Below are 24,908 nucleotides of genomic sequence, written 5' to 3' on the forward strand. Positions count from 1 at the left end.
ATGGAATACCGATTGCTCGGCAAAAGCGGGCTAGCCGTCTCGGAGCTGTGTCTCGGAACGATGATGTTCGGCAATACGACGCCTGAAGAAGAAGCGGCTCGCATGATCCACCATTTTCGCGGCGAGGGCGGCAATTTTCTGGATACGGCCAACGTCTACGCCGGCGGCAGATCGGAGGAGATCGTCGGACGGGCGATCGCAGGCAATCGGGACGAATATGTGCTGGCCACCAAGGTCCGCATGCAGACGGAAGAGCATATCAACGGAGCCGGACTGTCTCGCAAGCATATCGTTCAGAACGTGGAAGCGAGCTTGAAACGGCTCGGCACCGATTATATCGACCTCTACCAGGTCCATGTATGGGATCATGCCACTCCGCTGGAGGAGACGCTGCGCGCCCTGGACGATCTCGTCTCCGCCGGCAAAATCAGGTACATAGGATGCTCGAACTACTTGTCCTGGCAGATGATGAAGGCGCTCGCGATAAGCGACAGCCGGGGATGGTCGCGCTTCATCAGCGTGCAGCCGCAATACAGCCTCCTGAATCGCGAAATGGACCGCGAGATGGTGCCGCTCTGCCTGGAAGAGAACGTCGGCATCATTCCATGGGCGCCGCTTGGCGGGGGCTTCCTGACCGGCCGTTACGGACGCGAGGAGCCGACAGAAGGCAGGCTGACTGCGAATGCCGGCGAGAGTTCCTGGCAATACCGGAATACAGATCCTAATTTCCGCATCCTGGACGTCCTTAAGGAGGTCGCCGCGCAAGCCGGCAAGACGCCTGCGCAAACGGCTCTCCGCTGGCTCATCCAGCAGAAGGGCATCACATCGCCGATCTTCGGAGTGAGCACTTACGCGCAGTACGAAGAAAACATGGGAGCTGCGGGCTGGGAGCTGACGAAGGAGCAATTCGAAGCTTTGGACGAGGCGAGCCGCCTGCCTTCGGAATATCCGACGCGATTCCTGGAGAAATTCCGCAGGCCTCTCTGACAGGCGGCCATCGGCGTCTCCGCGCGAAACGGGAAGCCGCCCGCTTACGTAATACCGACAAGCCGTCCTAATAAGGCCAACAAAATCTATGGCAGAGGTGACCCTATTGTCTCGTTCCTGGGAACGCAAAGTACGCCGCAATTCGGCGCAAATCAATGCAACTAGAAAAAAGAGGGGACAGACCGCGATCAAGCCTGCGGCGTCCGGGGATCGTACGGAACGGTTCAAAGGCCGCAACTTCATTTCCCCGATCATGCTGGTGCTCTTCGTCGCCTTGTATGTGCTGATCCTTCCAAAAGATGAAGGAGCGACGAACTGGAACTGGATCGTCGTGGCGATGTACGTCTTCTTGGCTTTGATGTTCTTCCTGCGGCGCCCTTATCTGGCGGTCGGAGCCGATTTTGTGCAGACGCGCCGCATGACCGGCGACAAGCGTCTCAATAAAGAAGCCATCAAAGGCATCTCGGTCATGAAAAGCTATGTCGTCATCGAGCAGGTCAAAGGTGCGAACTGGGTGTTCTCCCGGGTGCTGAACCGATATCCTACGGACCGTATGGCGGTCAGCCTGGAGCAGTTCGCCGCCCGCAACGGCATTCCTTTTACGCAGAAATGACATCCGGCTTGCAGCCGTCAGCTTGGACATAACGGTTCGGGAGGAAGAAAGAGATGGCGAAGAAAGCGGTACTTTTTGATCTGGACGATACGCTCCTGTGGGATGAGCGGAGCGTGGACGAAGCCTTCCAGGCCACTTGCGAATGGGCCAAGGAGCAGGCGGGCGTCGATCCGAAGCGGCTGGAGGAGGAAGTGAAGCGGGAGGCGAGAGAGCTGTACAGCTCGTATGAAACGTTCCCGTTCACGCAGCAAATCGGCATCAATCCGCTGGAAGGGCTTTGGGCCCGCTTTTCGGAGGGGGAGCTGGAATCGTTCCGCAAGCTGGAGCAGCTCGCTCCAGGCTACCGAAAGGATGCTTGGACCCGCGGCCTCGCGGCCATCGGGGTCGACGATCCGGCGCTTGGAGCGGAGCTGGCCGAGCGCTTCCCGAAGGAACGCCGCGAGCGGCCGATCGTATACGAGGAAACCTTCGAGGTGCTGGACTCCCTCAAAGGCAAGTACAAGCTGCTTCTGCTGACCAACGGATCCCCGGATTTGCAGCAGGAGAAGCTGCTCGGCGTGCCTGAGCTGACCTCCTACTTCGACGAGATCGTCATCAGCGGCAATTACGGCAAAGGCAAGCCGGATGCCGGCATATTCCGCCATGCTCTTGAACTGCTCGGAGTCGATCCGGAGGATGGCATCATGGTCGGAGACAAGCTTACGACCGACATTCTCGGAGCGAACACGATCGGGATGACATCGGTATGGATCAACCGGGGCGGAAAGGCGAAAAATCCGGAGATCGTGCCCAGCCATGAAATTACGAGATTGGATCAGCTCATTCCGCTGCTTGCATAAGGCGTCGCAGGACAGTTCCCGATGTGCAAGCTTCCGCGTCCCAAGCGGAGGCTGCGGGAATGCGCCGGCAGCGCGAACCGCGAATCGGCGACTGGAACGGTCATCCCCGAATAAAAAGGCTGCCGCCCCGTCTTCAACCGAAGACGACGGGCGGCAGCCTTTTTGGCGCCGGCAAATCAAGCTTTCTGGAATTCAGGATCGGAGTAGTTATGGGCGATCCAGCCGTCTTTCTCAATAAACAGACGGACAGCGACAATTTTGCGGTTCTCCATCAGGGTGAAGAAATGCGGCTTGTTCTCCGGAACGGAGATGACGTCTCCGGCTTCTAGCTCTACGTCGAAGTAGCCGACGTCGTCGGAGCCCTTGATGATGAAGATGCCTTTGCCTGCTGTGATAGCGCGGATTTCATCCTCGGTATGCGTGTGGACGTTCTCGAATTTCTGGAGCAGCTCGTCCAGATTCGGAGTCGACTCGGACAGAGTGATGATATCCCAGATCTGATAGCCTCGGCGGCCCGCCAGATCGCGGATTTCGGAGTCGAACGTTTCCAGGATGGAGGCCTTTTCGTCGTCGCTCAGGGTGAACTTCTCCTGCAGGGACGCGTCGAGCTTGCTCATGTCCCAGTGCTCGTAAAGCACTTCCTGGGAATCCAAAAATGCTTTTACTTGCTCATCGCCGGAAATGCGATCGTTCGTATTGCGGATGCGGATTTCAGCCATCGGCAATTCCCTCTTTTCCCATTGAAATGAATTGAATATAGCGCTAATTTCTATTATAAATCAACTTTCGGGGGTTGTCGATTACAGTTCTTTTCACTCCCGCGATCATCTGATAGACTAAAGGATAACGATTTTTGACGGAGAGGTGCAGAAGATTGTCGAAGCCGAGTTTGCAGGAAATGCTTGAGAAGCGAATCTTGATTCTGGACGGGGCCATGGGCACGATGATCCAGCAGGTCGATCTGACGGCCGATGACTTCGGCGGCGAGGAGCTGGAAGGGTGCAACGAAATGCTTGTGCTGACCCGGCCCGAGGTCATCCGCAGCATCCATGAGCAGTACCTGGAGGCGGGAGCGGATCTCATCGAGACGAATACGTTCGGTGGAGCCAGCATCGTCCTCGCCGAGTACGACATTCCGGAGCGGGCCCGGGAGATTAATCTCGCCGCAGCGCGCATCGCGAGGGAAGCGGCGGACAAATATTCCACCGACGAGCATCCGCGCTTCGTCGTGGGCGCGATCGGTCCGACGACGAAAACGTTGTCGGTGACAGGCGGCGTCACCTTTGAAGGTCTCGTGGACAGCTATTTCGAGCAGGCGGTCGCCCTGATCGAGGGCGGCGTCGACTGCATGCTGCTGGAGACATCCCAGGATACGCTCAACGTCAAGGCGGGCAGCATTGCGATCCGCAACGCTTACGAGGCGACGGGAAAGACGCTGCCGCTGATGATATCCGGCACGATCGAGCCGATGGGCACGACGCTGGCCGGCCAGAATATCGAATCCTTCTACATCTCCCTGGAGCATCTCAATCCGATCTCGATCGGGCTCAACTGCGCGACAGGTCCGGAATTCATGCGCGACCATATCCGCACGCTGAGCGAGATCTCGCTGGCGGCCGTCAGCTGTTACCCCAATGCGGGCCTCCCGGACGAAAACGGCCATTACCATGAATCTCCCCAGTCGCTTGCCCTCAAGATGGGCGCATTCGCCGAGAACGGCTGGCTGAACATCGCCGGCGGCTGCTGCGGTACGACTCCGGAGCATATCCGGGCGATGGCGGAAACGATGAGCCGGTACGCCCCGCGCGGCCGCGGAGGCAGCCATCCTCCAGCTGTATCCGGCATCGAGACGGTCTACATCGAATCCGACAACCGTCCCTATATGGTAGGCGAACGGACGAACGTGCTCGGCTCGCGCAAGTTCAAGCGCCTCATCGTGGAAGGCAAATACGAGGAGGCGGCTGAAATCGCCCGCGCTCAGGTCAAGAAGGGCGCCCATGTCATCGACGTCTGCCTCCAGGATCCGGACCGCGACGAGAGCGAGGACATGAAGAAATTCCTCGAGATCGTCGTCAAGCTCGTGAAGGCGCCGCTCGTCATCGACACGACCGATCCCGCGGTCATCGAGCTGTCGCTCAAATACAGCCAGGGCAAAGCGATCATCAACTCCATCAACCTGGAGGACGGCGAGGAGAAATTCGAGCAGGTCGTGCCGATCATCCACCGATATGGGGCAGCCGTCGTCGTCGGAACGATCGACGAGCGCGGACAGGCCATCACAAGGCAGGACAAGCTCGAGGTCGCCAAGCGGTCCTATGACCTGCTCGTGAACAAATACGGACTCCGTCCGGAGGATATCATTTTCGACCCGCTCATGTTCCCTGTCGGGACGGGCGACGAGCAGTACATCGGATCGGCCGAGGAAACCGTCGAAGGCATCCGGCTCATCAAGCAGGCGATGCCGAAATGCCATACGATCCTAGGGATCAGCAACATCAGCTTCGGGCTGCCGGAAGCCGGACGCGAGGTGCTGAACTCTGTCTACCTCTACGAATGCACCAAGGCAGGCCTCGATTACGCGATCGTCAATACGGAGAAGCTGGAGCGGTACGCTTCCATTCCGGAGCATGAGCGCAAGCTGGCCGAGGATCTGATCTACCGCACGAACGACGAGACGCTCGCCGCATTCGTCGCCGCATTCCGGGAGAAGAAGGTCGAGAAGAAGGAGAAGGTGTCCAATCTGCCGCTGGAAGAGCGGCTTGCTTCCTACGTGGTGGAAGGAACCAAGGAAGGCTTGTTCGCGGATCTGGACGAAGCTCTCGGCAAATATTCCGCTCTGCAGATCATCAACGGACCGCTCATGAAAGGCATGGACGAGGTCGGACGGCTGTTCAACAACAACGAGCTCATCGTCGCCGAGGTGCTTCAGAGCGCCGAGGTCATGAAGGCATCCGTCGCCCATCTCGAGCCTCACATGGAGAAGACAGAGTCGTCGGTCAAGGGCAAGATCATTCTTGCCACCGTCAAGGGCGACGTCCACGACATCGGCAAAAACCTGGTCGAAATTATTCTTTCCAATAATGGGTACCATATCGTCAACCTGGGCATCAAAGTGCCGCCTGAGCAGCTGATCGAAGCCCAGCGCAGGGAAAAGGCGGACGCCATCGGCCTTTCGGGGCTGCTGGTGAAGTCCGCGCAGCAGATGGTCATCACGGCCCAGGATCTCCGCAATGCCGATATCGACGTCCCGATCATGGTCGGCGGTGCCGCCTTGACCCGCAAGTTCACGAAAACGCGGATCGGTCCGGAATATGACGGCTTGGTGCTTTACGCCAAGGACGCCATGGAAGGCCTCGACCTCGCCAACAAGCTGATGGACAAAGACCATCGCGCCCGCTTGAATGAAGAGCATGCCGAAGCGAAGGCCAGCGGCGCCGTCGCCGTGGAGGAGAAGCCGCAGCTGCCGCAGCAGAGCCGCGCGGCCCGCTCTACCGTCAACCGCGATGCTCCCGTGTATTTGCCGCCGGATCTGGACCGCCATATTCTGCGCAACGTCCCTATCCCGCATATCGTTCCTTATGTGAACATGCAGATGCTGCTCGGCCATCATCTCGGCGTGCGCGGCAAGGTGGAGGAGCTGCTGGCCGCTCGCGAGCCCAAGGTCATGCAGCTCAAGGATACGGTCGATTCCATTCTGCATGAAGCGGTTAAAGAAGGAATTATCCGGGCTCACGGCATGTACCGGTTTTTCCCGGCCCAATCGGAAGGCAACGATATCGTCGTGTACGATCCGCAGGATCCTTCCCGGATTCTCAAGCGCTTCAGCTTCCCGCGCCAGCAGGTCGAGCCTTACCTGTGCCTGGCCGATTATCTGAAGAGCGTGGACAGCGGCATCATGGACTATGTCGGATTCCTCGTCGTGACGGCGGGAGAAGGCGTACGCGATCTGGCCGGAGAATGGAAGGACAAAGGCGACTACCTGCGCTCCCACGCCCTGCAGTCGGTCGCTCTCGAAGTCGCGGAGGGGATGGCGGAGCGCGTTCACCATATGATGAGGGATATGTGGGGCATCCCGGATTCTCCGGACATGACCATGAAGCAGCGCCACGGCGCCCGCTATCAGGGCGTCCGGGTTTCGTTCGGCTATCCGGCTTGTCCGAATCTGGAGGACCAGGGCCCGCTGTTCGAGCTTCTTCATCCCGAGGATATCGGCGTTGAGCTGACCGAGGGCTTCATGATGGAGCCGGAAGCATCCGTGTCCGCGATGGTGTTCGCCCATCCCGAAGCCAAATATTTCAACGTCGATAAAGCCTAAAGGAATTGGAATGGAAGGGGGAGCCGCCATAAATGGAACTGACGTTATTGGGAACCGGCGCCGGCAGGCCCTCGCGCCTGCGCAACGTGACCTCCGTTGCCCTGACGCTTCCGCAGCCGCGCTGCTCGGTGTGGCTGTTCGACTGCGGAGAGGCGACCCAGCATCAGCTGATGCGCACTCCGCTCAAGATGAGCAAGGTCGAAGCCGTGTTCATCACGCATATGCACGGAGATCATGTCAACGGCTTGCCCGGACTGCTCAGCAGCCGCTCCTACCACCCCGGGGCAGGCAAGCTCCGTCTGTTCGGGCCGGAAGGAATCCGGGAGTACGTGCAGGCCGTATTCAGGCTGACAGCCTCGCATCTGGACTATGAGCTCGAAATCACCGAGCTGGCTCCCGGCATCGTCTACGAGGATGAGCTGTATGCCGTCGAAGCGGACAGGCTGGACCACCGCGTCGCAAGCTGGGGATACCGAATCGTCGAGAAGGACAAGCCCGGCGCCCTCGACTCCGCCAAGGCACGTTCATTAGGCGTCCCGTTCGGCCCTCAGCTCGGGCTGCTCAAGCAAGGACAGGACATCACGCTTGACGACGGACGCGTCATCCGCAGCAGCGACGTGCTCGGACCTGCATTGCCGGGGCGGATCGTCACCATACTCGGCGACACGACTCCTTGCCCGGCGATCGTACGCCTGGCCAAGGATGCGGATCTTCTTGTCCACGAGGCGACGTTTGAAGGGGCGATGGCGGCCAAAGCGAAAGCCTACGGCCATTCCACGACGCTGCAGGCGGCTGCGGCAGCCGCCGAAGCGGGTGCGCGCAGACTCGTCATGACGCATTTCAGCAGCCGCTACCGAGATGAGGACATGCCGGCGCTGGTCGCCGAGGCGCGCGGCATATTTGCAGAATCCTATGCGGGAGCCGACCTGCTGACCTTGCCTATTCCCAGACAGGGTGAAGAGGAGCCGGGGGGCTACTGCTTGATTTGAGCCGGAAGGCGGCAGGACTGCCGTCGATAAGGTTCCAGGAACGGCCATTTTCCGCATCGGCGGAAAATGGCCGTTTGCCTTTCGGCGGCTCGTATGCGCCGTGAAGAAGGAGAATGCCGCAACGAAATTGATGGCTGTGCGGGCAACGAAAATGGAATCCATATTTGCCGATATTAATAGTTAATACAATAAAATATAAACGATACGAATGATGAGGAGCGCGGAAGGACGCTCCAGGCTCCCGTCTCTCTCGGACTCTCTTTCTATTCTTCTGGCAAAACGAACAGATATTCGCTAAAATGTCACTAGAAGAGGTGACGGCATCAGGATGAAAAAGAAAACTCTTTCCGAGCTGATTCAGGAGCTGCGCGAAAATGAACATATAGCCAATTGGCATGAGATCGAACCGCAGGAGGCGCGGACCCGGCCGATGCCCGAGAGCGTCGACCCGCGGATCAAGGACGCCCTCGGCAAGCGGGGCATCGCGGAGCTGTACACGCATCAGAGCAGCGCGTACGAGGCGGTCCGAAAAGGGGAAAACATGGTTGCGGTGACGCCGACCGCCTCGGGCAAGACGCTTTGCTACAATCTGCCCGTGCTGCAGCAGATCGCGGACGACGATTCGAGCCGGGCGCTGTATCTGTTTCCGACCAAGGCTCTCGCCCAGGACCAGAAGAGCGAGCTGAATGAAATCATCCAGGAAATGGGCATCGACATCAAAAGCTACACGTACGACGGGGACACTTCTCCGGCGATCCGGCAGCTCGTGCGCAAGGCCGGGCATATCGTCATCACCAACCCGGACATGCTCCATTCCGCCATTCTTCCCCATCATACGAAGTGGGTCAGCCTGTTCGAGAACCTGAAGTTCATCGTCATCGACGAGCTGCATACCTATCGCGGCGTGTTCGGCAGCCATGTCGCCAACGTCATCCGGCGGCTGAAGCGGATTTGCTCGTTCTACGGCAGCAGTCCGGTATTCATCTGCACGTCGGCGACGATCGCGAATCCTCGGGAGCTTGCGGAGCATCTGACCGGCAGCCCGATGAGGCTGATCGACGACAACGGCGCTCCGAGGGGGCGGAAGCATTTCGTCTTCTACAATCCGCCCGTCGTCAACCAGGCGCTCAACATCAGGCGGAGCGCGACCGTCGAGGTCAACAATCTAGCCAAGGAATTCCTGAAGAACAAGATCCAGACGATCATCTTCGCCAGAAGCCGGGTCCGGGTCGAAATCATTCTTAGCCACATCCAGGAGCTTGTGAAAAAAGAGATCGGCCCGAAGTCGATCCGCGGCTATCGGGGCGGCTACCTGCCGAACCAGCGGCGCGAGATCGAGAAGGGGCTTCGGAGCGGCGATATTCTCGGCGTCGTCAGCACGAACGCGCTGGAGCTCGGCGTCGACATCGGACAGCTCCAGGTATGCGTCATGACGGGCTACCCCGGCAGCATCGCCAGCAGCTGGCAGCAGGCAGGCCGGGCGGGACGGCGCCATGGAGAGTCGCTGATCGTCATGGTGGCCGGATCGACGCCGGTCGACCAGTACATGGTCCACAACCCCGACTACTTTTTCGAGCGGAGTCCGGAAGCGGCGCGGATCAACCCGGAAAATCTGATCATCCTCGTCGACCATTTGAAGTGCGCGGCTTACGAGCTGCCTTTCAAGGAGCATGAGGAATACGGTCCTCTGGATGTCGCCGACATCATGGAGTATCTGGTCGAGGAGAGAGTGCTGCACAAAAACGCCGATACGTTCTACTGGGCCAACCAGTCGTTCCCGGCGAGCGGCATCAGCCTGCGCTCCGCATCCCAGGAGAACGTCGTCATCGTCGACCAGTCCGACGTCGCCAACGTGCGGATCATCGGGGAGATGGACCGGTTCAGCGCCATGACGCTGCTGCATGACGAGGCGATCTACCTTCATGAGGGCGTCCAGTTCCAGGTGGAGAAGCTCGATTGGGACCACAAAAAGGCCTATGTGCGCGAAGTGGACGTGGAGTATTACACCGACGCGAATCTAGCCATCAACCTTAAGGTGCTGGAAATCGACAAGACGAAGGAGCGGCGGGCCGGTTCCCTGCACTTCGGAGATGTCACCGTCAATGCCATCCCGACGATCTTCAAGAAGATCAAGATGTCGACGTTCGAGAATATCGGCTCTGGGCCGATCCATCTTCCCGAGGAGGAGCTGCATACGTCTTCGGCCTGGATCGAGATCAGGCAGGTCGACGACGATATCGGCGCCAAGACGCTGGAGCAGCTCCTGCTCGGCATCGCCCATGTGCTCAAGCATATCGTCCCCGTGCTGGCGATGTGCGACCGGAACGACATCCATGTCGTGCCGCAGATCAAGGCGGCGCATACGCAGCTGCCGACGATATTCGTCTATGACCACTATCCGGGAGGCATCGGCTTGGCGGACGAGGTGTACAAGCGGTTCGACGAGGTCCGGGACGCGGCGCTGAACATGATTTCCGGATGCCCGTGCAAGGATGGATGCCCTTCCTGCATCGGCACGGAAATGGAAGGAAGCGACCTCAAGCGCAGAAGCCTCCGGCTTCTGGAGCGGTTATGAAAGCTTACAGGATCGTCAAGGCGGACAGGCTCGCAAGGCGGGCAATGAAGAATAGGCTCGTGAAGGCCGGAAAACTTGTGCCGGAAGCCCGGCAAGAGCGGCATGGATCCATGGCCGACAGCGGAAGCGAAAAGAGAGGAGGCGGCTCATGAGCAGCCTGCGCGAGAAAATGAACCGGTTGAAGGGAATCAAGCCTGCAGACGCAGAGGATCAAGCCGCCGCGTCTCCTGCATCCGCTGATCTTCCGGAGAAACAGCCGGTGCAGGAACCATCTGCATCCGAAGCGGCAGCGGGCGGGCTGGCTTCGGCCGGCCCGGAATGGGACCGCCACGGCGTGAAGCTCGTCGCGAACGAAGCCGGCGATTGCCTGGAGAGGCGGATCACGCTGCCGCTCAGCCACCGCAGCGGGCATCATTTTCTCTCGGAATGGGCCGGAACGGCGGGACAGCTCGGCGCCTTCCATCCGGAGGCAGGCGAAGCGCCTCATGCCGAGAACGTCCTCTTCCTCGACTTGGAGACGACCGGCCTCGGAGCCGGAACGGGCAACGTTCCGTTCATGATGGGGCTGGCGTATTTCGAGGATGGAGCCTTCATCCTGCGTCAGTTCCTGATCCGCCATCCCGCCGAGGAGAGGGCGATGCTTCAGGAGCTGCTGCTCCTGCTGCCGCGCTTCCGCTGGCTCGGAACGTACAACGGGCGCTCCTTCGACTGGCCGCTCGTTCAATCCCGGTTCATCATGAACGGCTTCCGCGGGACGCCTGAGCTGCTGCATCTTGATTTTCTTCACCCGTCGAGAAGCATATGGAAAAACACGCTTGTCTCCTGCAAGCTCAGCCATGTCGAAGAAGAGCGTCTCGGCATCTTCCGAACGGACGATGTGCCGGGATCGCTGGCGCCGGCGCTTTACTTCCACTATTTGGCGGAAGGCGATCCCGATGTGCTGGAGGGCGTATTCCGCCATAACGAACAGGATATGGTCACCCTTGCCTGCCTGGGCATCCGCTTCGGCCATTTGCTCGCCGGGGCCATCGGAGAGCGGATGCCGATGCCCGAGGAGAACGAAGAGCGGCTGCGCACCGGATTATGGCTGGAGAAGATGGGCCGGACGGCTGACGCCGAGCGTCTTTTCGCCATGGTGGAAGCCTCGGAGGAGCCGGCTCCTTCGGCTTGGCACTCGCTGGCGATGAGGGCGAAGAAAACTGGCAATTGGGACCGGGCTGTGGTATTGTGGCAGAAAGCCGCCGCCTGCATGAGGACGGCGCTTATTCCGAATGTGGACGCCCATGTGGAGCTGGCCATGTTCTACGAACACAAGCGCAAGGATGTCCACTCGGCTCTCGCCTATGCGGAAGAAGCGATCGGGCTGTTCGCGTGCAGGCCGCATGCTTACCGCAGCGCCAAGGAGCGGGCCGGGCAGGAAGCCTTGCTCAAGCGGCGCGACAGGCTCCGCCGCAAATGCGGAGGGGGCGGCGCCATGCTGGAGGTTGACAGATGACGAAAACGTACAGCTTGCCGGGAATGCCGGCGCCGGACCGGCCGATCGGCGGCCTCCTGCTCGACCTCGACGGAACGATCTATCGGGGCGAGCAGGCTGTCGATGGGGCCGGTTCTCTTGTGAGGGCGCTTCGCGATGGTGGAGTTCCCTACAAATATGTGACGAACAACTCCTCCTCCAGTCCCGAGGCCGTCGCTAAGAGGCTGCGGGAGATGGGCGTGGATGCGGAAGCGGACGAAGTATGTACCTCTTCCCAGGCGGCAGCGCGATATGCGGCCGAACGCTTTCCGGGCGGCAGGGTGTTCCTGATCGGAGAAGAAGGCTTGGCGGCAGAGCTGGAGCAGGCGGGCCTGATGCTGGTCGATCGGGATGCCGATCTCGTCGTCCAGGGCATCGACCGCGCCTTCTCCTACGCCAAGGCTTCCGAAGCGGTGAGAGAGCTGCTGGCGGGAGCGGAATTCATCCTGACGAACCCCGATCTGCTGCTGCCTTCCCATGGAGGGCTCTTTCCGGGAGCGGGCTCCATCGGAGCGATGCTTGCCGCCGCATCGGGAGTAAAGCCTGTCGTCATCGGCAAGCCGGAGAAGATCCTGATGGATTATTCGCTGGAAAGGCTAGGTTTGACGGCAGGAGAGGCATTTGTCGTCGGCGACAATCTGGCGACCGACATCGCCGCGGGCAAGAACAGCGGCTGCGGCACCATTCTTGTGCTGACGGGACTGACGACCCCGGACAATTATGCCCGCTACGCGGAAGCGGCGGATGCCGAGCCCGATGCCGCCTGCGGCTCGCTCGCCGATCTGCAATCGTATATATTGAAGTACATAGGGCGATAAAAAGAACAACACGAGGGAAAGGAAGCGAGACTTCATGCCGGAATATCCTGAAATGGACCACTATCGGATGCTGCTGGGCGCTTCCGTCGCCGGGCAGCGGATTCGAAAGGTCGCCGTCGAGCGGGAGAAGTCGGTCAATCTTCCGGCCGGAGAGTTCGTCTCCAGGCTGGAGGGCCGTACGATCTGGTTCGTCGAGCGGCGCGGAAAGCATTTGATTTTTCATTTGGACAACGGAGAAAGGCTGCTTCTGCATCTCATGCTGGGGGGCTGGATGTTCTACGGTTCCGATGAAGAGCGGCCCGACAGAACCGTTCAGGTTCAGCTGGACCTCGACAGCGGCAACCTGTATTTCATCGGGCTGCGGCTCGGCTACCTGCATCTGCTCTCCGCCAAGGAAACCGAAGGGAAGCTGGCCGCGCTCGGTCCCGAGCCTTTCGATCCGAGATTGACGCTGGCCGCGTTCACCGCCAGGCTCCAGGCCAAGAAGCGGAGCGCCCTGAAGACGGTGCTGGTGGACCAGAGCGTCATCGCCGGCATCGGCAACTGCTATTCCGACGAGATCGCCTGGGAAGCGAAGCTGCGCCCGGACGCCAAGCTCGGCGCGCTGAGCGAGGAGTCCTTCTCGCGGCTGTACGACGCGATGCATTCCATGCTGCTGGAGGCGCGCACCCGAGGCGGTTATATGGAGCATCCGTTCCAGGCCGGAGACGAGTCGACAGGCGGCTATAACGACGATTGCAAAGTCTATGACCGTCCGGGCGGCGAATGCTACCGCTGCGGCGGGACGATCGAGCAGCATGAAATGTCTTCGCGCAAAGTATTCTTTTGTCCGGATTGCCAGAAGGAATCCTGAGCCATGCCAGACAACCGGATCGGCTGCCATCTCAGCACCAGAGGCGGATATCGGGCCGCGGCGGAAAGGGCTTCGGCCCTCGGCTGCGGCTCTTTCCAATACTTCCCCAAAAATCCTCGCAGTCTCGGCGTCAAAACGTTCGATCGCCGCGACGCCCAGCGCTGCAAGGAATGGTGTCAGGAGCATGGACTGTCGTCCATCGCCCATTCTCCTTATCCGAACAACCTGGCCTCGGAGGATGCTTCCGTCCGCGAGCGGACAGCCGAATCTTTGCTCAACGATCTCGACATCGCGGAGGCATGCGGATCGCTTGGCGTCGTCGTCCATTTCGGCATTTACAAAGGCGCGGATCCGCTGGAAGGCTACCGGCTGATGATCGGGACGCTGGATGACATCACAAGCCGCTGGGACGGCAAATGCAAGCTTCTTATCGAGAATCAAGCCGGCAATCACGGCTTCATGGGCATGACGCTGGAGGAGCTGGCGCAAGTGCGCTCGCTCTGCCGCGAGCCTTCCAAGATCGCCTTCTGCCTCGACAGCTGCCATCTGTTCGCCAGCGGAATATGGAAAGGCGACCCCGGAGCGCAGTGGCATGCCGACGCGGAGAAGGCCGGCAGCCTGGACCATATCGCCGCCCTTCATTTCAACGACTCCGCCTACGGCAGCGGTTCGCGGCGCGACCGCCATGCCCGGCTGGGAGAAGGCGTTGTAGGCGACGCCGGACTCCGGTGGCTGCTTGAAGCCCTCCCCGGCATTCCCGCCGTCCTGGAGACGGCTTCCGGCGCAGACGGCACGCACCGGGAGCAGCTGTCGATCATGAAGTCATGGGAGGAACGGACTTGATCCATGTCTATTTAGATGATTTCCGCCGTTGTCCGGAAGGCTTCGTCCATGCCCGGAATGCCGAGGAATGCATCGCCCTCATCGCTTCCGGGGACATCGGCATCCTCTCCCTGGATTTCGACCTCGGATGGGGCGAGCCCACGGGAATCGAGGTTGCCCGCTATATCGCGGAGAGCGGCCGTTATCCGCAAGAAATTTATCTGCATACATCCAGTACGGAAGGCAGGCAAATGATGTACAAGCTCCTGTCGGACTCGCTTCCGGCAGGAAGCCGTCTTTCCTATGCCTCCATGCCGGAAGAGACGCTTGCCAGGGCGGCAGGCGGCGGAACGGCCGGTGCCGCATCAATTCAAGAGAAGAACGGGTGAGCAGCATGGCAATCATATCCTTGCAGCATTTGAGGCTGCAGCGAGAGGAACGCGAGATTCTTCAGGATGTCAGCCTGACCGTTCAGCCGGGCGAGCAGTGGGTCGTGCTGGGCCGCAACGGCTCCGGCAAAACGACGCTTCTCGAAATGCTGACGGGCTATATGTTCCCGACATCCGGAACGGTCGAGGTGCTGGGCAACCGGTACGGGGAATGCGATGTCCGCGAGGTGCGAAAGAGGATCGGCTACATCAGCCAGTCGCTCGTGGAGAAGCTGGCTCTTGCCGACCCTGTATGGGAAGTGGCGGCTACGGGAGAGTATGCTTTTTTGCGCTTTTACCAAGAGATCCCGGAATACGTGAAGGACAAGGCGCTGAGACTCCTTGAGGAATGCGGGCTCGGCCATGCCGCCCTGCAGCCGTTCGGAACGCTGTCGCAAGGGGAGCGCAAGAAAGTGCTGCTGGCGCGAGCGCTAATGAGCGACCCGGCCATCCTGATTCTGGACGAGCCTTGCTCCGGACTGGACCTGTATGAGCGCGAGAAGCTGCTCGCGGAGACGGGCAAGCTTGGAAGCCGCAGCATGACCGTCATTTATGTCACTCATCATATGGAAGAAATCATGCCTATGTTTACTCATGTCGCCTTGCTTCAGGACGGAAGGCTGATTGCTTCCGGACCCAAGGAGGAAGTGCTGACGGAACGCGTGCTCGGCGATGCCTATGAGCTTCCGCTGACGGTGGAATGGGCGCATGGCAGGCCTTGGATCAAAGTAGGAACGGATGGTGCAGCAGGTTGAGCCAGTGGATCGGAACGGCGAATAAAAGTTATGCATCCTATGCGATGGAAGAGCTTCGCAGGCAATTCGAAAGCATCTCCATCACGCAGCTTTCCCCGGGGGAAGCTTTTCTGTTTGAAGTGCCGCTTGAACAAGAGGCGGTGCTGGCGTCCATCAAGGCGGAACAGCCGATTTTCCTGAGGCATTTGCAGCCCGTGGACGTTGTTCGGTCGATTTCGGCCGATGCGGACGACCTGGACTGGCTCAGCGACTGGATCCGGCTCTCCCGCGGCAAGCTCGAGGGCAAGCGCGCGGGCGTCCACGTACGCAAAGCGGAAGGAAGCCCTTATCCTTATTCAGCGGCGGATACAAAAGCCGTCGCGGCCGCGATGCTGGAGCAGTGCGGGGCGGAGCCGGAACAGAAGCATCCCGAGATTCTTGTCGCGGTATATGCATCCCGGGATACGCTGTATGCCGGCATCGGAACGCCTGCCGAGATGCTGTCCGACTGGCCGGGCGGAGCGGTACGCTTCCAGAAGGAGGAAGGGCAGATCTCCAGGGCCAAGTTCAAGCTTCTGGAGGCGGAAAGAGAGTTCGGGCTCGATTACGCCTCCTTCCGGAACGCGGTCGACATCGGCGCGGCTCCGGGAGGGTGGACGTCGCTCCTGCTGGAGCGCGGGCTGCGGGTGACCGCTATCGATCCCGCCGAGCTCCATCCGTCGCTGCTCGCTTACCGGACGTTGACCGTGCTCCGCAAAAATGCGGCTGAAGTAAGCTTCCAGCCCGGCGCTTTCGATCTGCTCGTCTGCGATATGAGCTGGAGCCCGATGCAGATGACGAAGCTCGTCCTCGATCTCGTACCGGCACTGCAGCAGGGCGGAACGGCGATTGTGACGGTCAAGCTGATGCATCGCAAGCCGCTGCAGACGATCCGGGAAGTAAAGAGCCGCCTGTCCGCGGCTTTCGACATTCTCGGCGCCAGGCAGCTGTTCCACAACAGGGAGGAAATGACCCTGTATTTGAAGAAGAAATAACGGATCCATTTTATACGAAGCGGCAAGCGGGAAAGCATCCCGGCTATGCGCAGGCTCTCTTTGGAGATGCTGCGCCATAGCCGGGTTTTTGCATTCCAGGCCGCATGGCGAAGGAGGCTGAAGGGCATGGAAGAACATACGGCTGACATTCATTCGAATTGGGATGGCCTGGCCGCAGGCAGCTTGGTAGGCGGCCGGTATAGAGTGGCGGCGGAAATCGGGCGCGGGGGGATGAGCCGAGTGTACGCCGTGGAAGATACCCGGCTGAACAATAAATTAAGGGCGTTAAAAATAAATGCGGCCGACCGGGCTGCGCTGACGGCGGAGGAAGCCTTCATGCTCATGAGGCTCGAGCACCCCCACCTGCCTCAGCTGCTGGATTATTATCCTCCGAGCCCGGGCTCCGGCGAGATGCTCGTCATGGACTACATCGACGGCCAAACTCTCCAGCAGGCGGTCAAGGCGCGGGGCAGAGGGCTCGAACTCCACGAAACGGCGGCGATATCGCTGCAGCTCTGCTCGGCGCTGTCGTACTTGCACCGCCAGCAGCCGCCTGTCATCCACCGGGACTTGAAGCCGTCCAACGTCATGATCGACAAGGAGGGAAGGGTCAGGCTCATCGACTTCGGCATCGCGCGCAGCTACAAGCCGGGCAGCCGATTCGATACGCGCCGGCTGGGAACGCCGGGTTTTGCGGCTCCGGAGCAGGAATCGGGAGGGCAGAGCGATTCCCGCACCGACGTTTACGGGCTTGGCCGTCTCGTGCGCTGGCTGATGCTCGGCGGCGAATGCCGCGAAGGCTTCCACGGAAGGAGGGAAGGGGAAGTGCTGCCTCCATGGCTTTTGAACATGCTGGAGCGGCGGCCGGAAGACCGGCTGCCATCCATGGAGGAGGCGGCCAGGGAAATCCGATTATGGGCCGACAGCGCTGGTGCGGGCTTGGCCGACAACGGCAAGGCGGCGGCGCTCGGCTTTGCCGGAGGCGCTTTGCCCGGAACCGTGTCGGTGCTGTCTCTCTCACCGGGGAGCGGGGCGACGTTTTTGTGCCTGATGCTGGCCCGGTATTTGGAGGAGAAGGGGCGGCCTTTCCAGCTGATCGAGGCTCCAGGGGGAGAGCCCGAATACTGCGCCTTGATCGGAAGCCCGGCGCTGCCTCCTGCCCCGGATGGGCCCGACCCCCGCTACCGGCGTCTCGGAGGCGTCCGCGCATCCTGGCAGGTGCTCCATCCCGAGCCTGCTCCCGCCGCGGCTGCCGATCAGGATGCGCGCTTCCGGCTGATGGCTTCCGGAGGCGGCGAAGGCGCCGTCATCGTCGACTGGTCGTCCCGCTGGCATGAGGCCGCCTTAGCGGAAGAGTGGGCTTCCGGTTCCGGGCTGCTCGTCGTCTGCGCGGATCCCAATCCCGCACGTTGGAGCAAAGCGAGAATCGCCGCCCTGAACCGGCTGCTGCGGATGCGGGAAGCTGCGGGGCTCCGTACGGTGTGGGCGGCCTGCAAGGACGCTCCGTTCCCGGAAAGGGCGGAATGGCTGGCGCTGCTCCCGGAAAAGCCGGCCATCGTAATTCCTTATCTGGAGCCGTCCGAATGGTACGCGCTGCTCTGGGAAGGAATGCCGCTGCCGCGCAAAGGGAATGCGGCCGCTGCGCTCCGTCAGGCGTTGGGAGCTTTGTCGGCGTTGCTTCCGGGATAGAGAGGACCAAACCGATTTCCTGCAAGGAGATTCGTGCCGCGAGTCCGTTTATGGAAGGCTGGCCTCCTTTCTAAGGGTCTGCGCAGCCGTTCGCACTTTCTCCAATTTATGGTAATATGACAAGTAGAGAACCGGGAGGTGCGGATATGAAAGCAGGCTACATCTTGATGGCGGCTCTAGGCGCCGCCTTGATTCTATTCGGGCTTCTGCCCGTTGCGTATGCGTATCCTTCCAGCAGCGGCCCCGATTCCGGGCCAAGAACCCGCTGGGAGCTGATGCTGATCATTTCCTATGAAAACGGAACAGCGAGCGTCGTCATCGGCATTCTGCTCCTTCTGCTGGCGGCTTCAATGCTGTTCTTTCTCAACAATAAGACGGCGGCGGCCTAGTCACCCGGCCGCAGCTGCCGCAAGCGGCGGGTTCGAATCCGCTTCCAGCATGGCGATCCCAAGCCTCTTCTCGGAAGGGGAAGCCAAGCAGCCCCATAATGTGATACAATATCCCATTAGGAACCCTAATCGGGATATTTTCTCTGCATAAAGACAGGAATGGAGAATGGAACTTACATGAGCTTACTGACCGTTGAAAATTTATCGCATACATTCGGAGACCGCGTCCTGTTCAGGGACGTGTCGTTCCGACTGCTCGCAGGCGAGCGCGTAGGCTTGGTCGGCGCGAACGGCACCGGCAAGTCGACGATGATGAACATCCTGACCGGCAAGCAGCTGAAGGACGAGGGCCGAGTGGAATGGACACCCAAAATCCGATACGGCTACCTCGACCAGCATACGAAGCTGGAAGCGGGCAAGACGATCCGCGACGTGCTGCGCGACGCCTTCGGGCCGCTGCTGGAGCTGGAGAAGGAGCTGAACGAGGTGACGGCCGCCATGGGCGAGCCGGACGCCGACCTGGACGTCCTGCTGGAACGCATGGGCGAGATTCAGGAGGAGCTCGAGATCGGGGATTACTACCTGCTCGACGTGAAGGTGGACGAAATGGCGAACGGCCTCGGGCTCAGCGCCATCGGCCTCGACCGCGACGTCACGGCGCTCAGCGGCGGACAACGGACCAAAGTCTTGCTGGCCAAGCTCCTGCTGGAGAAGCCTACGGTCCTTCTGCTCGACGAGCCTACGAACTATTTGGATGATGAGCATATCTCCTGGCTGGCGAACTATCTGCGCAATTATCCCCATGCGTTCATCCTGATCTCCCATGACACCGGCTTCATGAACGCCGTCGTCAGCGTCATCTACCATCTGGAGTTTTCCCGCCTGACCCGCTACACGGGCAACTACGAGAAATTCCTGGAAATGGCCGAGATGAATAAAGCCCAGCATCTGGGAGCATACGAGAAGCAGCAGGAGTTCATCAAGAAGCAGGAAGACTTCATCCAGCGCAACAAAGCCAGGGCCTCCACCTCCGGCCGGGCGAAGAGCCGCGAGAAGCAATTGGACCGGATCGACCGCATCGACAAGCCGGAAGAAGCGGCGAAGCCGACGTTCAGCTTCAACGAAGGGCGGACGAGCGGCAAGACGATTTTCGAGGCGAAAGGCCTTTCCATCGGCTATTCGAGCCCGCTCCTGCCGAAGATGGACATGCTCATCGAGCGCGGCGACAAGATCGCCATCGTCGGCTGCAACGGCGTCGGCAAGTCGACGCTGCTCAAAACCATTTTGGGCCGCATCGAGCCGCTCGATGGAACGGTGTACCGCGGCGATTACCTGCTGCCGGCCTATTTCGAGCAGGAGGCGAAGGCTCCGGGGCTGACGCCGCTCGAGGATGTATGGAACGAGTTCTCTTTCATGAACCAGCATGAGGTCCGCGCGGCTCTTGCCCGCTGCGGCCTCAAGAACGAGCATATCACCCGCAGCCTGAGCCAGCTGAGCGGCGGCGAGCAGGCCAAGGTGCGGCTGTGCAAGCTGATGCTGCGCGAAAGCAACTGGATCCTCTTCGACGAGCCGACGAACCATCTGGACGTCGTAGCCAAAGCCGAGCTGAAGCGCGCGCTCCAGTCCTACCGGGGCACGATCGTCCTTGTCTCCCACGAACCTGATTTCTATGAGGACTGGGTAACGAAGACATGGGATGTAGAGGCCTGGTCGATGGAGCGTCAGGCGCAGAACTGATATAGGGCATGCTGTTCAAGCGGGCATCATGAGTATCCGGCTGTCAGGATCCGTCGACCGCGGTTCCGGATCTCGACAGCCGGCTTGACAGCCAGGCGGCGGCGCCGCCAATCTACCGGAAAGCAGGTGACATCCAAGAATGAATGAACGTGTGCTGGTTATCGAGGATGAAGAAAGCATCGCGCGCATCCTCCAGCTGGAGCTGGAGCATGAAGGCTATCATGTCGGCCACGCCCCGGACGGGCGCAGCGGCTTTCTGCAGGCATCCTCGGGAGAGTGGGACCTGGTCCTGCTCGACGTCATGCTGCCGGAGCTGAACGGCATCGAGGTGCTGCGCCGGCTCCGCCAGGCAGGCAATCCCATCCCCGTCATTCTCATCACAGCCCGGGATACGGTGCCCGACAAGGTCAGCGGATTCGAGCACGGCGCCAACGACTACATCACCAAGCCCTTCGCGATGGAGGAGCTGCTGGCGCGCGTGCGCAATCTGCTGCGCATCTTCCAGCAGAATCCGAAGGAATCCGAAGGTTCCGATCTGCTCAAGATCGGCGATCTGACGGTCGAGCTGCGCACCCGCAAGGTGTTCCGCAAGGAGCTCGCCATCGACCTGACGCCGCGCGAGTTCGAGCTGCTCGTCTATTTGGCGCAGCATAAGAACGAAGAGAAGTCCCGGGAAGAAATCCTGTCGGAAGTATGGGGATACGACTTCATGGGTGAGACGAATCTCGTCGACGTCTATATTAGGTACCTCCGCCAGAAGCTGGACAAGGGCTTCCGACACAAGCTGATCCATACGGTGCGCGGAGTCGGCTACATGATGAAGGAGCCGGAGGCATGACTCTCCGCAAGCGGTTCACCCTCTTCACGATCTTCTGGCTCATCTTCATCCTCATCCTGTTCAACATCTTCGTCTACTTGTTCATGACGAAGATCACGACGCGCAGCGAGCAGCAGGTCATGATGAACAAGGTGAACCTGATTTTGGAGAACAACAAGCTGAACGACAAGACGCATCTCGCGGACGAAGGGCTGCTCAGGGAGTTCTACAACGTCAACGAGCTGATCCGGATCATCAGTCCGGAAGGCAAGACGGTCAATCTGCAGGGCTCCGATACGGACCTGCTGGCGCTGCCGGTCAAGTTCGTCGCCTACCGGGAGTCGGGGGAAAGGTTTGTCGGCAGCACGAGGGTTCTGTTCATGAAGGTGCCGCTTTACCAGGATTCCGAGATCATCGGCATGCTGGAGATCGAGCGCAAGCTCAATCTTCAGGACAGCTACATGAAGGTGCTCGTAGCGGCCTTGTCCGTGACCAGCATCGGCGCGATCCTGTTCGCGATCTTCGGCACGTACTGGTTCACCTCGAGGCTGACAGCCCCGATCCAGCAGATGGTGCAGACGATGAGGGAGATCGACCGCAGCGGCAAGCTGCGCAAGATCGAGATGGGGGACAAGGAGGAGTCGGCCGAGCTGCTCCAGCTCCTCCGCGCCTTCAACCAGATGATCGAGAGGCTGGACCGCACGTTCGCCCGTCAAAAGCAGTTCGTCGCAGACGCGTCGCATGAGCTGAAGACGCCGCTGACCGTCATCGTCAGCTACGCGGGCATGCTGAAGCGCTGGGGCCGCGACAACGCCGCGATCCGCGAAGAGGCGATCGATGCGATCGCCAAGGAAGCGGAGCGCCTGCAGAACCTCACCAAATCGATGCTCATGCTGGCCGAAGCGGAGCAGGAGGATTGGCTGAATCTGGAGACGTTCGACGTCGTGCAGATGGTCGACGAGCTGGCCGGCATGCTGCAGGCGACGTTCCAGCGTCCGATCCGGGTCCATACTTCCGCAGGCGGACTGAAGATGTCGGGCGACAAGGACAAGATCCGCCAGCTGCTCGTCATCCTCCTGGACAACGCCATCAAGTACAGCAAGGAGCCGATCGACGTCACGGTGAGCGCGGTCAAGCAGTCCGTTCGCGTCCATGTGACGGACAAGGGCATCGGCATTCCCGAGAACGAGATTCCTTATCTGTTCGAGCGGTTTTACCGCGTGGACGGGGCGCGGCGCCGCACGACCGGCGGCGTCGGGCTCGGCCTCTCGATCGCCAAGAGGATCGTCGAGCTCCATGAAGGACAGATCGACGTATTCAGCAAGCCGGGCAAAGGAACGACGATTACGCTCCAATTCCCGCAGACGCTGAAAGGCAACGGCGGCCGGTAGCGCTGCCGGCCCTTTGGCCGCAATGGAAGCAAAAAAGCCGCACGCCCTCGGTATCGAAGGCGATGCGGCTTTTATCATCGTTCGTAAGGAATTCTCTACAGGACGCGCTTGGCGGTGACGTAGTGATTGTTCCAGTAGGAGGTGCCGAGGCTGGAGATCGTCACGCCCGTCTTGCCGTAGGTGTGCAGAATCTTGTTGGAGCCGGCGTAGATGGCGACGTGGCCGATGCTCTTGCCGGAGCTGCCGGTGAAGAAGACGAGATCGCCCTTGCTGAGATAGCCGCGGGTCACCTTGACTCCCTTGGCGGCCTGCTCGCTAGAAGTCCTTGGCAGGGAGACGCCGGTTTTCTTGTAGACGTATTGGGTGAACGAAGAGCAGTCGAATGCGTATGTAACGCCGCTAGGAGCTCCGAGGCGGTAAGGAACGCCCAAATACTGCTTGCCGTAGGAGAGAAGCTTTTCCGCCTGCGGCGTCGCGGCATGTGCTGTCGATGCAGAGCCAAGAGCGAGTCCCGACACTCCAATGACAGCGCAGAGGCCGATGTTCATGATCGTCTTTTTCCATTTGCTTGTGCGCATGTCTTGTGGTGTCCCTCCATCATGGTGTACGTTGATTATGTAGTGTTGCTTACAAAAAGGATCATAACACACCTTTTGTATCCTAATCATTTCCAGAAAGAAAGAAAACCCAACCAAACCGCGATGTAAAAGGCTTTATGAGAATACGGTGAGAATCCTCTCATAATTGGTTGGCTGTTTATTAAAGGAGGTTAATGATGAAATTCCGCGTAAGCGCGGTCCAGTATGAACTGGCCGATATCGATTCCTTTGACGAATTCGCCGCTCAAGCCGCCCATTATGTCCGCAACGCCTCGGAATATGGAACCCAGTTCCTGCTGTTCCCCGAATTTATGACGACGCAGCTGCTCAGCATCAGAGGAGAGGACGGCAAAGCGCCCGGCATACAGTCGCTGCCGGACTTCACGGAGGCGTACGAAGGGCTGTTCGCCGGCCTTGCCCGGGAATACGGCATGCACATCATCGCAGGCACCCACGTCGTCCGCACGGCGGAGGGCAAGCTGAGAAACACGGCGTATTTGTTCGGACCCGACGGGAGCATGCGCACGCAAGCCAAAATCCATCTGACGCCGACAGAGGTGGAGGAATGGAACATGTCCGCCGGAGACGGCCTGGAAGTGTTCGACACTCCGTACGGCAAGATCGCGATGCTGACCTGCTACGACATCGAGTTTCCCGAAATCGTGCGCATGGCCCGTGCCAAAGGGGCGGACGTCATCTTCTGTCCTTCCTGCACGGATGACCGCCACGGCTTTTACCGCGTGCGCTACTGCTGCCATGCCCGGGCCGTCGAGAACCAGGTCTATATCGTGACGACCGGAACGGTCGGTTCCTTGCGCCGGGTAGACTTCATGAGAGCCAATTACGGCCAGGCGGCCGTCATCACTCCGAACGATATTCCGTTCCCTCCGAAGGGCATCATGTGCGAAGGGACGGAAAACCGCGATATGCTGATCGTGGCCGACCTTGACCTGTCCTTGCTCGAGGACGTCCGCCGGAGCGGCTCCGTGACGACGTGGAGAGACCGGCGTACGGATCTGTATGGGGATTGGAGCTGACAGAAGCCGGGGAGAAGGAAGGAATCATCAGATGCTGAAAAAACTGTACGTGATCCACGCAGGCAAGCCGGTAGAAGCGGCGATTCGCCGCTACGGCCTTGAAGATGCGGAGGGATTGATCCGGGTGCAGGAAGCGAGCTTCCCGCCTCCTTATCCTCAGGAGCTGCTCTGGAACCGGGAGCAGATCCGCGAGCATGCAGCCCGCTTCCCGGAAGGAGCCCTATGCGCTGTCGTGGAAGGGGAGATCGTCGGGTCCATGACCGGCATGCTGACGGACGGAAGCCTCGCCGGAAACCATGACTGGGCAACCGTCACCGACAGCGGCTATATCCGGAATCACGATCCGGAGGGGGACACTCTCTATGTCGTGGATATATGCGTCCGGCCCGAGCATCGCAAGAGCGGCATCGGCAAGTGGCTGATGCAGACGATGTACGAAACAGTCGTGCATCTGGGCAAGGCAAGGCTGCTTGGCGGCGGCCGGCTGCCGGGCTACCATCGTCATGCCGCCGAGCTGAAGCCGCAGCAGTATGTGGCCGCCGTGCTGAAGGGCGACCTCCATGACCCGGTTTTGTCTTTTCTGCTCCGCTGCGGCAGGATGCCGGCCGGGATTGCGGAGAACTATTTGGAGGATGAGGAATCCTGCCACTATGCCGCACTGATGGAATGGCGCAATCCGTTCCTCATCCAGGAGTCTTAAGAAAGAAACCTGATCAAAAAAAAGAAGGA

The 24,908-nt window shown here is 60.0% G+C and carries 22 protein-coding genes; 20 read left to right on the forward strand and 2 right to left on the reverse strand.

What is annotated here, in order from left to right:
* The 3 genes from VE23_RS03500 to VE23_RS03510 all read left to right on the forward strand — a co-directional run bounded on the left by VE23_RS03500 (position 1) and on the right by VE23_RS03510 (position 2,439).
* Entirely contained in the window at positions 1 to 987 is a 987-nt protein-coding gene (locus VE23_RS03500) for an aldo/keto reductase (RefSeq protein WP_048745891.1), read from the forward strand.
* A gap of 97 nt (positions 988 to 1,084) precedes the next feature.
* Positions 1,085 to 1,600, forward strand: a complete 516-nt coding sequence (locus VE23_RS03505) for a hypothetical protein (RefSeq protein WP_232317051.1) — start codon at positions 1,085 to 1,087, stop codon at positions 1,598 to 1,600.
* 53 nt (positions 1,601 to 1,653) lie between these two features.
* Positions 1,654 to 2,439 carry an HAD family hydrolase gene (locus VE23_RS03510; protein WP_049867296.1) on the forward strand — a complete coding sequence of 262 codons (786 nt, stop codon included), beginning with the start codon at positions 1,654 to 1,656 and terminating at the stop codon, positions 2,437 to 2,439.
* Between the two features lie 176 nt (positions 2,440 to 2,615).
* Here VE23_RS03510 and VE23_RS03515 read toward each other — a convergent pair whose 3' ends face one another.
* Positions 2,616 to 3,158, reverse strand: a complete 543-nt coding sequence (locus VE23_RS03515) for a 1,2-dihydroxy-3-keto-5-methylthiopentene dioxygenase (protein ID WP_048745889.1) — start codon at positions 3,156 to 3,158, stop codon at positions 2,616 to 2,618.
* A gap of 155 nt (positions 3,159 to 3,313) precedes the next feature.
* Between VE23_RS03515 and metH the strand changes: the two genes are divergently transcribed.
* The 15 genes from metH (at position 3,314) to VE23_RS03590 (ending at position 22,543) form a co-directional block, all read left to right on the forward strand.
* Positions 3,314 to 6,754, forward strand: coding sequence for a methionine synthase (gene metH / locus VE23_RS03520; protein ID WP_048745887.1), 3,441 nt, complete (start codon positions 3,314 to 3,316; stop codon positions 6,752 to 6,754).
* Between the two features lie 32 nt (positions 6,755 to 6,786).
* A complete protein-coding gene (gene rnz, locus VE23_RS03525) occupies positions 6,787 to 7,743 on the forward strand; it encodes a ribonuclease Z (protein ID WP_049867297.1) in 957 nt (318 codons plus the stop codon).
* Between the two features lie 328 nt (positions 7,744 to 8,071).
* On the forward strand, positions 8,072 to 10,318 hold the full coding sequence (locus VE23_RS03530) for a DEAD/DEAH box helicase (RefSeq protein WP_049867299.1): 2,247 nt from the start codon (positions 8,072 to 8,074) through the stop codon (positions 10,316 to 10,318).
* Between the two features lie 148 nt (positions 10,319 to 10,466).
* Positions 10,467 to 11,813: a ribonuclease H-like domain-containing protein gene (locus VE23_RS03535; protein WP_048745883.1), complete on the forward strand. Its 1,347-nt coding sequence runs from the start codon at positions 10,467 to 10,469 to the stop codon at positions 11,811 to 11,813.
* A complete protein-coding gene (locus tag VE23_RS03540; protein WP_021877455.1) occupies positions 11,810 to 12,649 on the forward strand; it encodes an HAD-IIA family hydrolase in 840 nt (279 codons plus the stop codon). The genes VE23_RS03535 and VE23_RS03540 overlap by 4 nt, the downstream gene beginning before the upstream one ends.
* 34 nt (positions 12,650 to 12,683) lie before the next feature.
* A complete protein-coding gene (locus VE23_RS03545; RefSeq protein WP_049867300.1) occupies positions 12,684 to 13,502 on the forward strand; it encodes an Fpg/Nei family DNA glycosylase in 819 nt (272 codons plus the stop codon).
* 3 nt (positions 13,503 to 13,505) lie between these two features.
* A complete protein-coding gene (locus tag VE23_RS03550) occupies positions 13,506 to 14,345 on the forward strand; it encodes a deoxyribonuclease IV (RefSeq protein WP_021877457.1) in 840 nt (279 codons plus the stop codon).
* On the forward strand, positions 14,342 to 14,713 hold the full coding sequence (locus tag VE23_RS03555) for a cyclic-phosphate processing receiver domain-containing protein (RefSeq protein ID WP_049867301.1): 372 nt from the start codon (positions 14,342 to 14,344) through the stop codon (positions 14,711 to 14,713). Before VE23_RS03550 ends, VE23_RS03555 begins: the two co-directional genes overlap by 4 nt.
* Before the next feature lie 11 nt (positions 14,714 to 14,724).
* Entirely contained in the window at positions 14,725 to 15,507 is a 783-nt protein-coding gene (locus tag VE23_RS03560) for an ABC transporter ATP-binding protein (RefSeq protein ID WP_049869621.1), read from the forward strand.
* Positions 15,504 to 16,520, forward strand: coding sequence for an SAM-dependent methyltransferase (locus VE23_RS03565; RefSeq protein ID WP_232316788.1), 1,017 nt, complete (start codon positions 15,504 to 15,506; stop codon positions 16,518 to 16,520). The genes VE23_RS03560 and VE23_RS03565 overlap by 4 nt, the downstream gene beginning before the upstream one ends.
* A 126-nt stretch (positions 16,521 to 16,646) precedes the next feature.
* Positions 16,647 to 18,209 carry a serine/threonine-protein kinase gene (locus VE23_RS03570; protein ID WP_049867303.1) on the forward strand — a complete coding sequence of 521 codons (1,563 nt, stop codon included), beginning with the start codon at positions 16,647 to 16,649 and terminating at the stop codon, positions 18,207 to 18,209.
* A gap of 146 nt (positions 18,210 to 18,355) precedes the next feature.
* A complete protein-coding gene (locus VE23_RS03575; protein ID WP_021877462.1) occupies positions 18,356 to 18,598 on the forward strand; it encodes a hypothetical protein in 243 nt (80 codons plus the stop codon).
* 177 nt (positions 18,599 to 18,775) lie between these two features.
* Positions 18,776 to 20,335, forward strand: a complete 1,560-nt coding sequence (locus VE23_RS03580; RefSeq protein WP_048745880.1) for an ABC-F family ATP-binding cassette domain-containing protein — start codon at positions 18,776 to 18,778, stop codon at positions 20,333 to 20,335.
* 139 nt (positions 20,336 to 20,474) lie between these two features.
* Complete coding sequence (locus VE23_RS03585; protein WP_049867304.1) at positions 20,475 to 21,173, forward strand: response regulator transcription factor; 699 nt, start codon at positions 20,475 to 20,477, stop codon at positions 21,171 to 21,173.
* Positions 21,170 to 22,543 (forward strand): HAMP domain-containing sensor histidine kinase, encoded by a 1,374-nt coding sequence (locus tag VE23_RS03590; protein ID WP_049867306.1) that lies wholly within the window; start codon positions 21,170 to 21,172, stop codon positions 22,541 to 22,543. Before VE23_RS03585 ends, VE23_RS03590 begins: the two co-directional genes overlap by 4 nt.
* Before the next feature lie 95 nt (positions 22,544 to 22,638).
* Here the strand turns inward: VE23_RS03590 and VE23_RS03595 are convergent, their stop codons facing one another.
* Entirely contained in the window at positions 22,639 to 23,121 is a 483-nt protein-coding gene (locus VE23_RS03595; RefSeq protein ID WP_049867307.1) for a C40 family peptidase, read from the reverse strand.
* A gap of 197 nt (positions 23,122 to 23,318) precedes the next feature.
* On the opposite strand from VE23_RS03595, the gene VE23_RS03600 reads away from it, so the two are divergent.
* Both VE23_RS03600 and VE23_RS03605 read left to right on the forward strand, forming a co-directional pair.
* Positions 23,319 to 24,179 (forward strand): carbon-nitrogen hydrolase family protein, encoded by an 861-nt coding sequence (locus VE23_RS03600; protein WP_049867308.1) that lies wholly within the window; start codon positions 23,319 to 23,321, stop codon positions 24,177 to 24,179.
* 31 nt (positions 24,180 to 24,210) lie between these two features.
* The gene (locus VE23_RS03605) at positions 24,211 to 24,879 is read left to right on the forward strand and encodes a GNAT family N-acetyltransferase (protein WP_049867309.1); all 669 of its coding nucleotides are present in this window, start codon (positions 24,211 to 24,213) and stop codon (positions 24,877 to 24,879) included.
* Positions 24,880 to 24,908: the final 29 nt, after the last annotated feature.

The organism is Paenibacillus sp. D9, assembly GCF_001188365.1.
Taxonomy (GTDB): Bacteria; Bacillota; Bacilli; order Paenibacillales; family Paenibacillaceae; genus Paenibacillus_O; species Paenibacillus_O humicus.

Bases quoted from the DNA above. Each gene is read 5' to 3' on its own strand.
- VE23_RS03530 (WP_049867299.1), top strand. From the start codon at position 8,072: ATGAAAAAGAAAACTCTTTCCGAGCTGATTCAGGAGCTGCGCGAAAAT.
- VE23_RS03545 (WP_049867300.1), top strand. From the start codon at position 12,684: ATGCCGGAATATCCTGAAATGGACCACTATCGGATGCTGCTGGGCGCT.
- VE23_RS03515 (WP_048745889.1), bottom strand. From the start codon at position 3,158: ATGGCTGAAATCCGCATCCGCAATACGAACGATCGCATTTCCGGCGAT.
- VE23_RS03510 (WP_049867296.1), top strand. From the start codon at position 1,654: ATGGCGAAGAAAGCGGTACTTTTTGATCTGGACGATACGCTCCTGTGG.
- VE23_RS03600 (WP_049867308.1), top strand. From the start codon at position 23,319: ATGAAATTCCGCGTAAGCGCGGTCCAGTATGAACTGGCCGATATCGAT.
- VE23_RS03570 (WP_049867303.1), top strand. From the start codon at position 16,647: ATGGAAGAACATACGGCTGACATTCATTCGAATTGGGATGGCCTGGCC.
- VE23_RS03605 (WP_049867309.1), top strand. From the start codon at position 24,211: ATGCTGAAAAAACTGTACGTGATCCACGCAGGCAAGCCGGTAGAAGCG.
- VE23_RS03550 (WP_021877457.1), top strand. From the start codon at position 13,506: ATGCCAGACAACCGGATCGGCTGCCATCTCAGCACCAGAGGCGGATAT.
- VE23_RS03540 (WP_021877455.1), top strand. From the start codon at position 11,810: ATGACGAAAACGTACAGCTTGCCGGGAATGCCGGCGCCGGACCGGCCG.
- VE23_RS03590 (WP_049867306.1), top strand. From the start codon at position 21,170: ATGACTCTCCGCAAGCGGTTCACCCTCTTCACGATCTTCTGGCTCATC.
- VE23_RS03580 (WP_048745880.1), top strand. From the start codon at position 18,776: ATGAGCTTACTGACCGTTGAAAATTTATCGCATACATTCGGAGACCGC.
- VE23_RS03575 (WP_021877462.1), top strand. From the start codon at position 18,356: ATGAAAGCAGGCTACATCTTGATGGCGGCTCTAGGCGCCGCCTTGATT.
- VE23_RS03595 (WP_049867307.1), bottom strand. From the start codon at position 23,121: ATGCGCACAAGCAAATGGAAAAAGACGATCATGAACATCGGCCTCTGC.
- rnz (WP_049867297.1), top strand. From the start codon at position 6,787: ATGGAACTGACGTTATTGGGAACCGGCGCCGGCAGGCCCTCGCGCCTG.
- VE23_RS03585 (WP_049867304.1), top strand. From the start codon at position 20,475: ATGAATGAACGTGTGCTGGTTATCGAGGATGAAGAAAGCATCGCGCGC.
- VE23_RS03535 (WP_048745883.1), top strand. From the start codon at position 10,467: ATGAGCAGCCTGCGCGAGAAAATGAACCGGTTGAAGGGAATCAAGCCT.
- VE23_RS03500 (WP_048745891.1), top strand. From the start codon at position 1: ATGGAATACCGATTGCTCGGCAAAAGCGGGCTAGCCGTCTCGGAGCTG.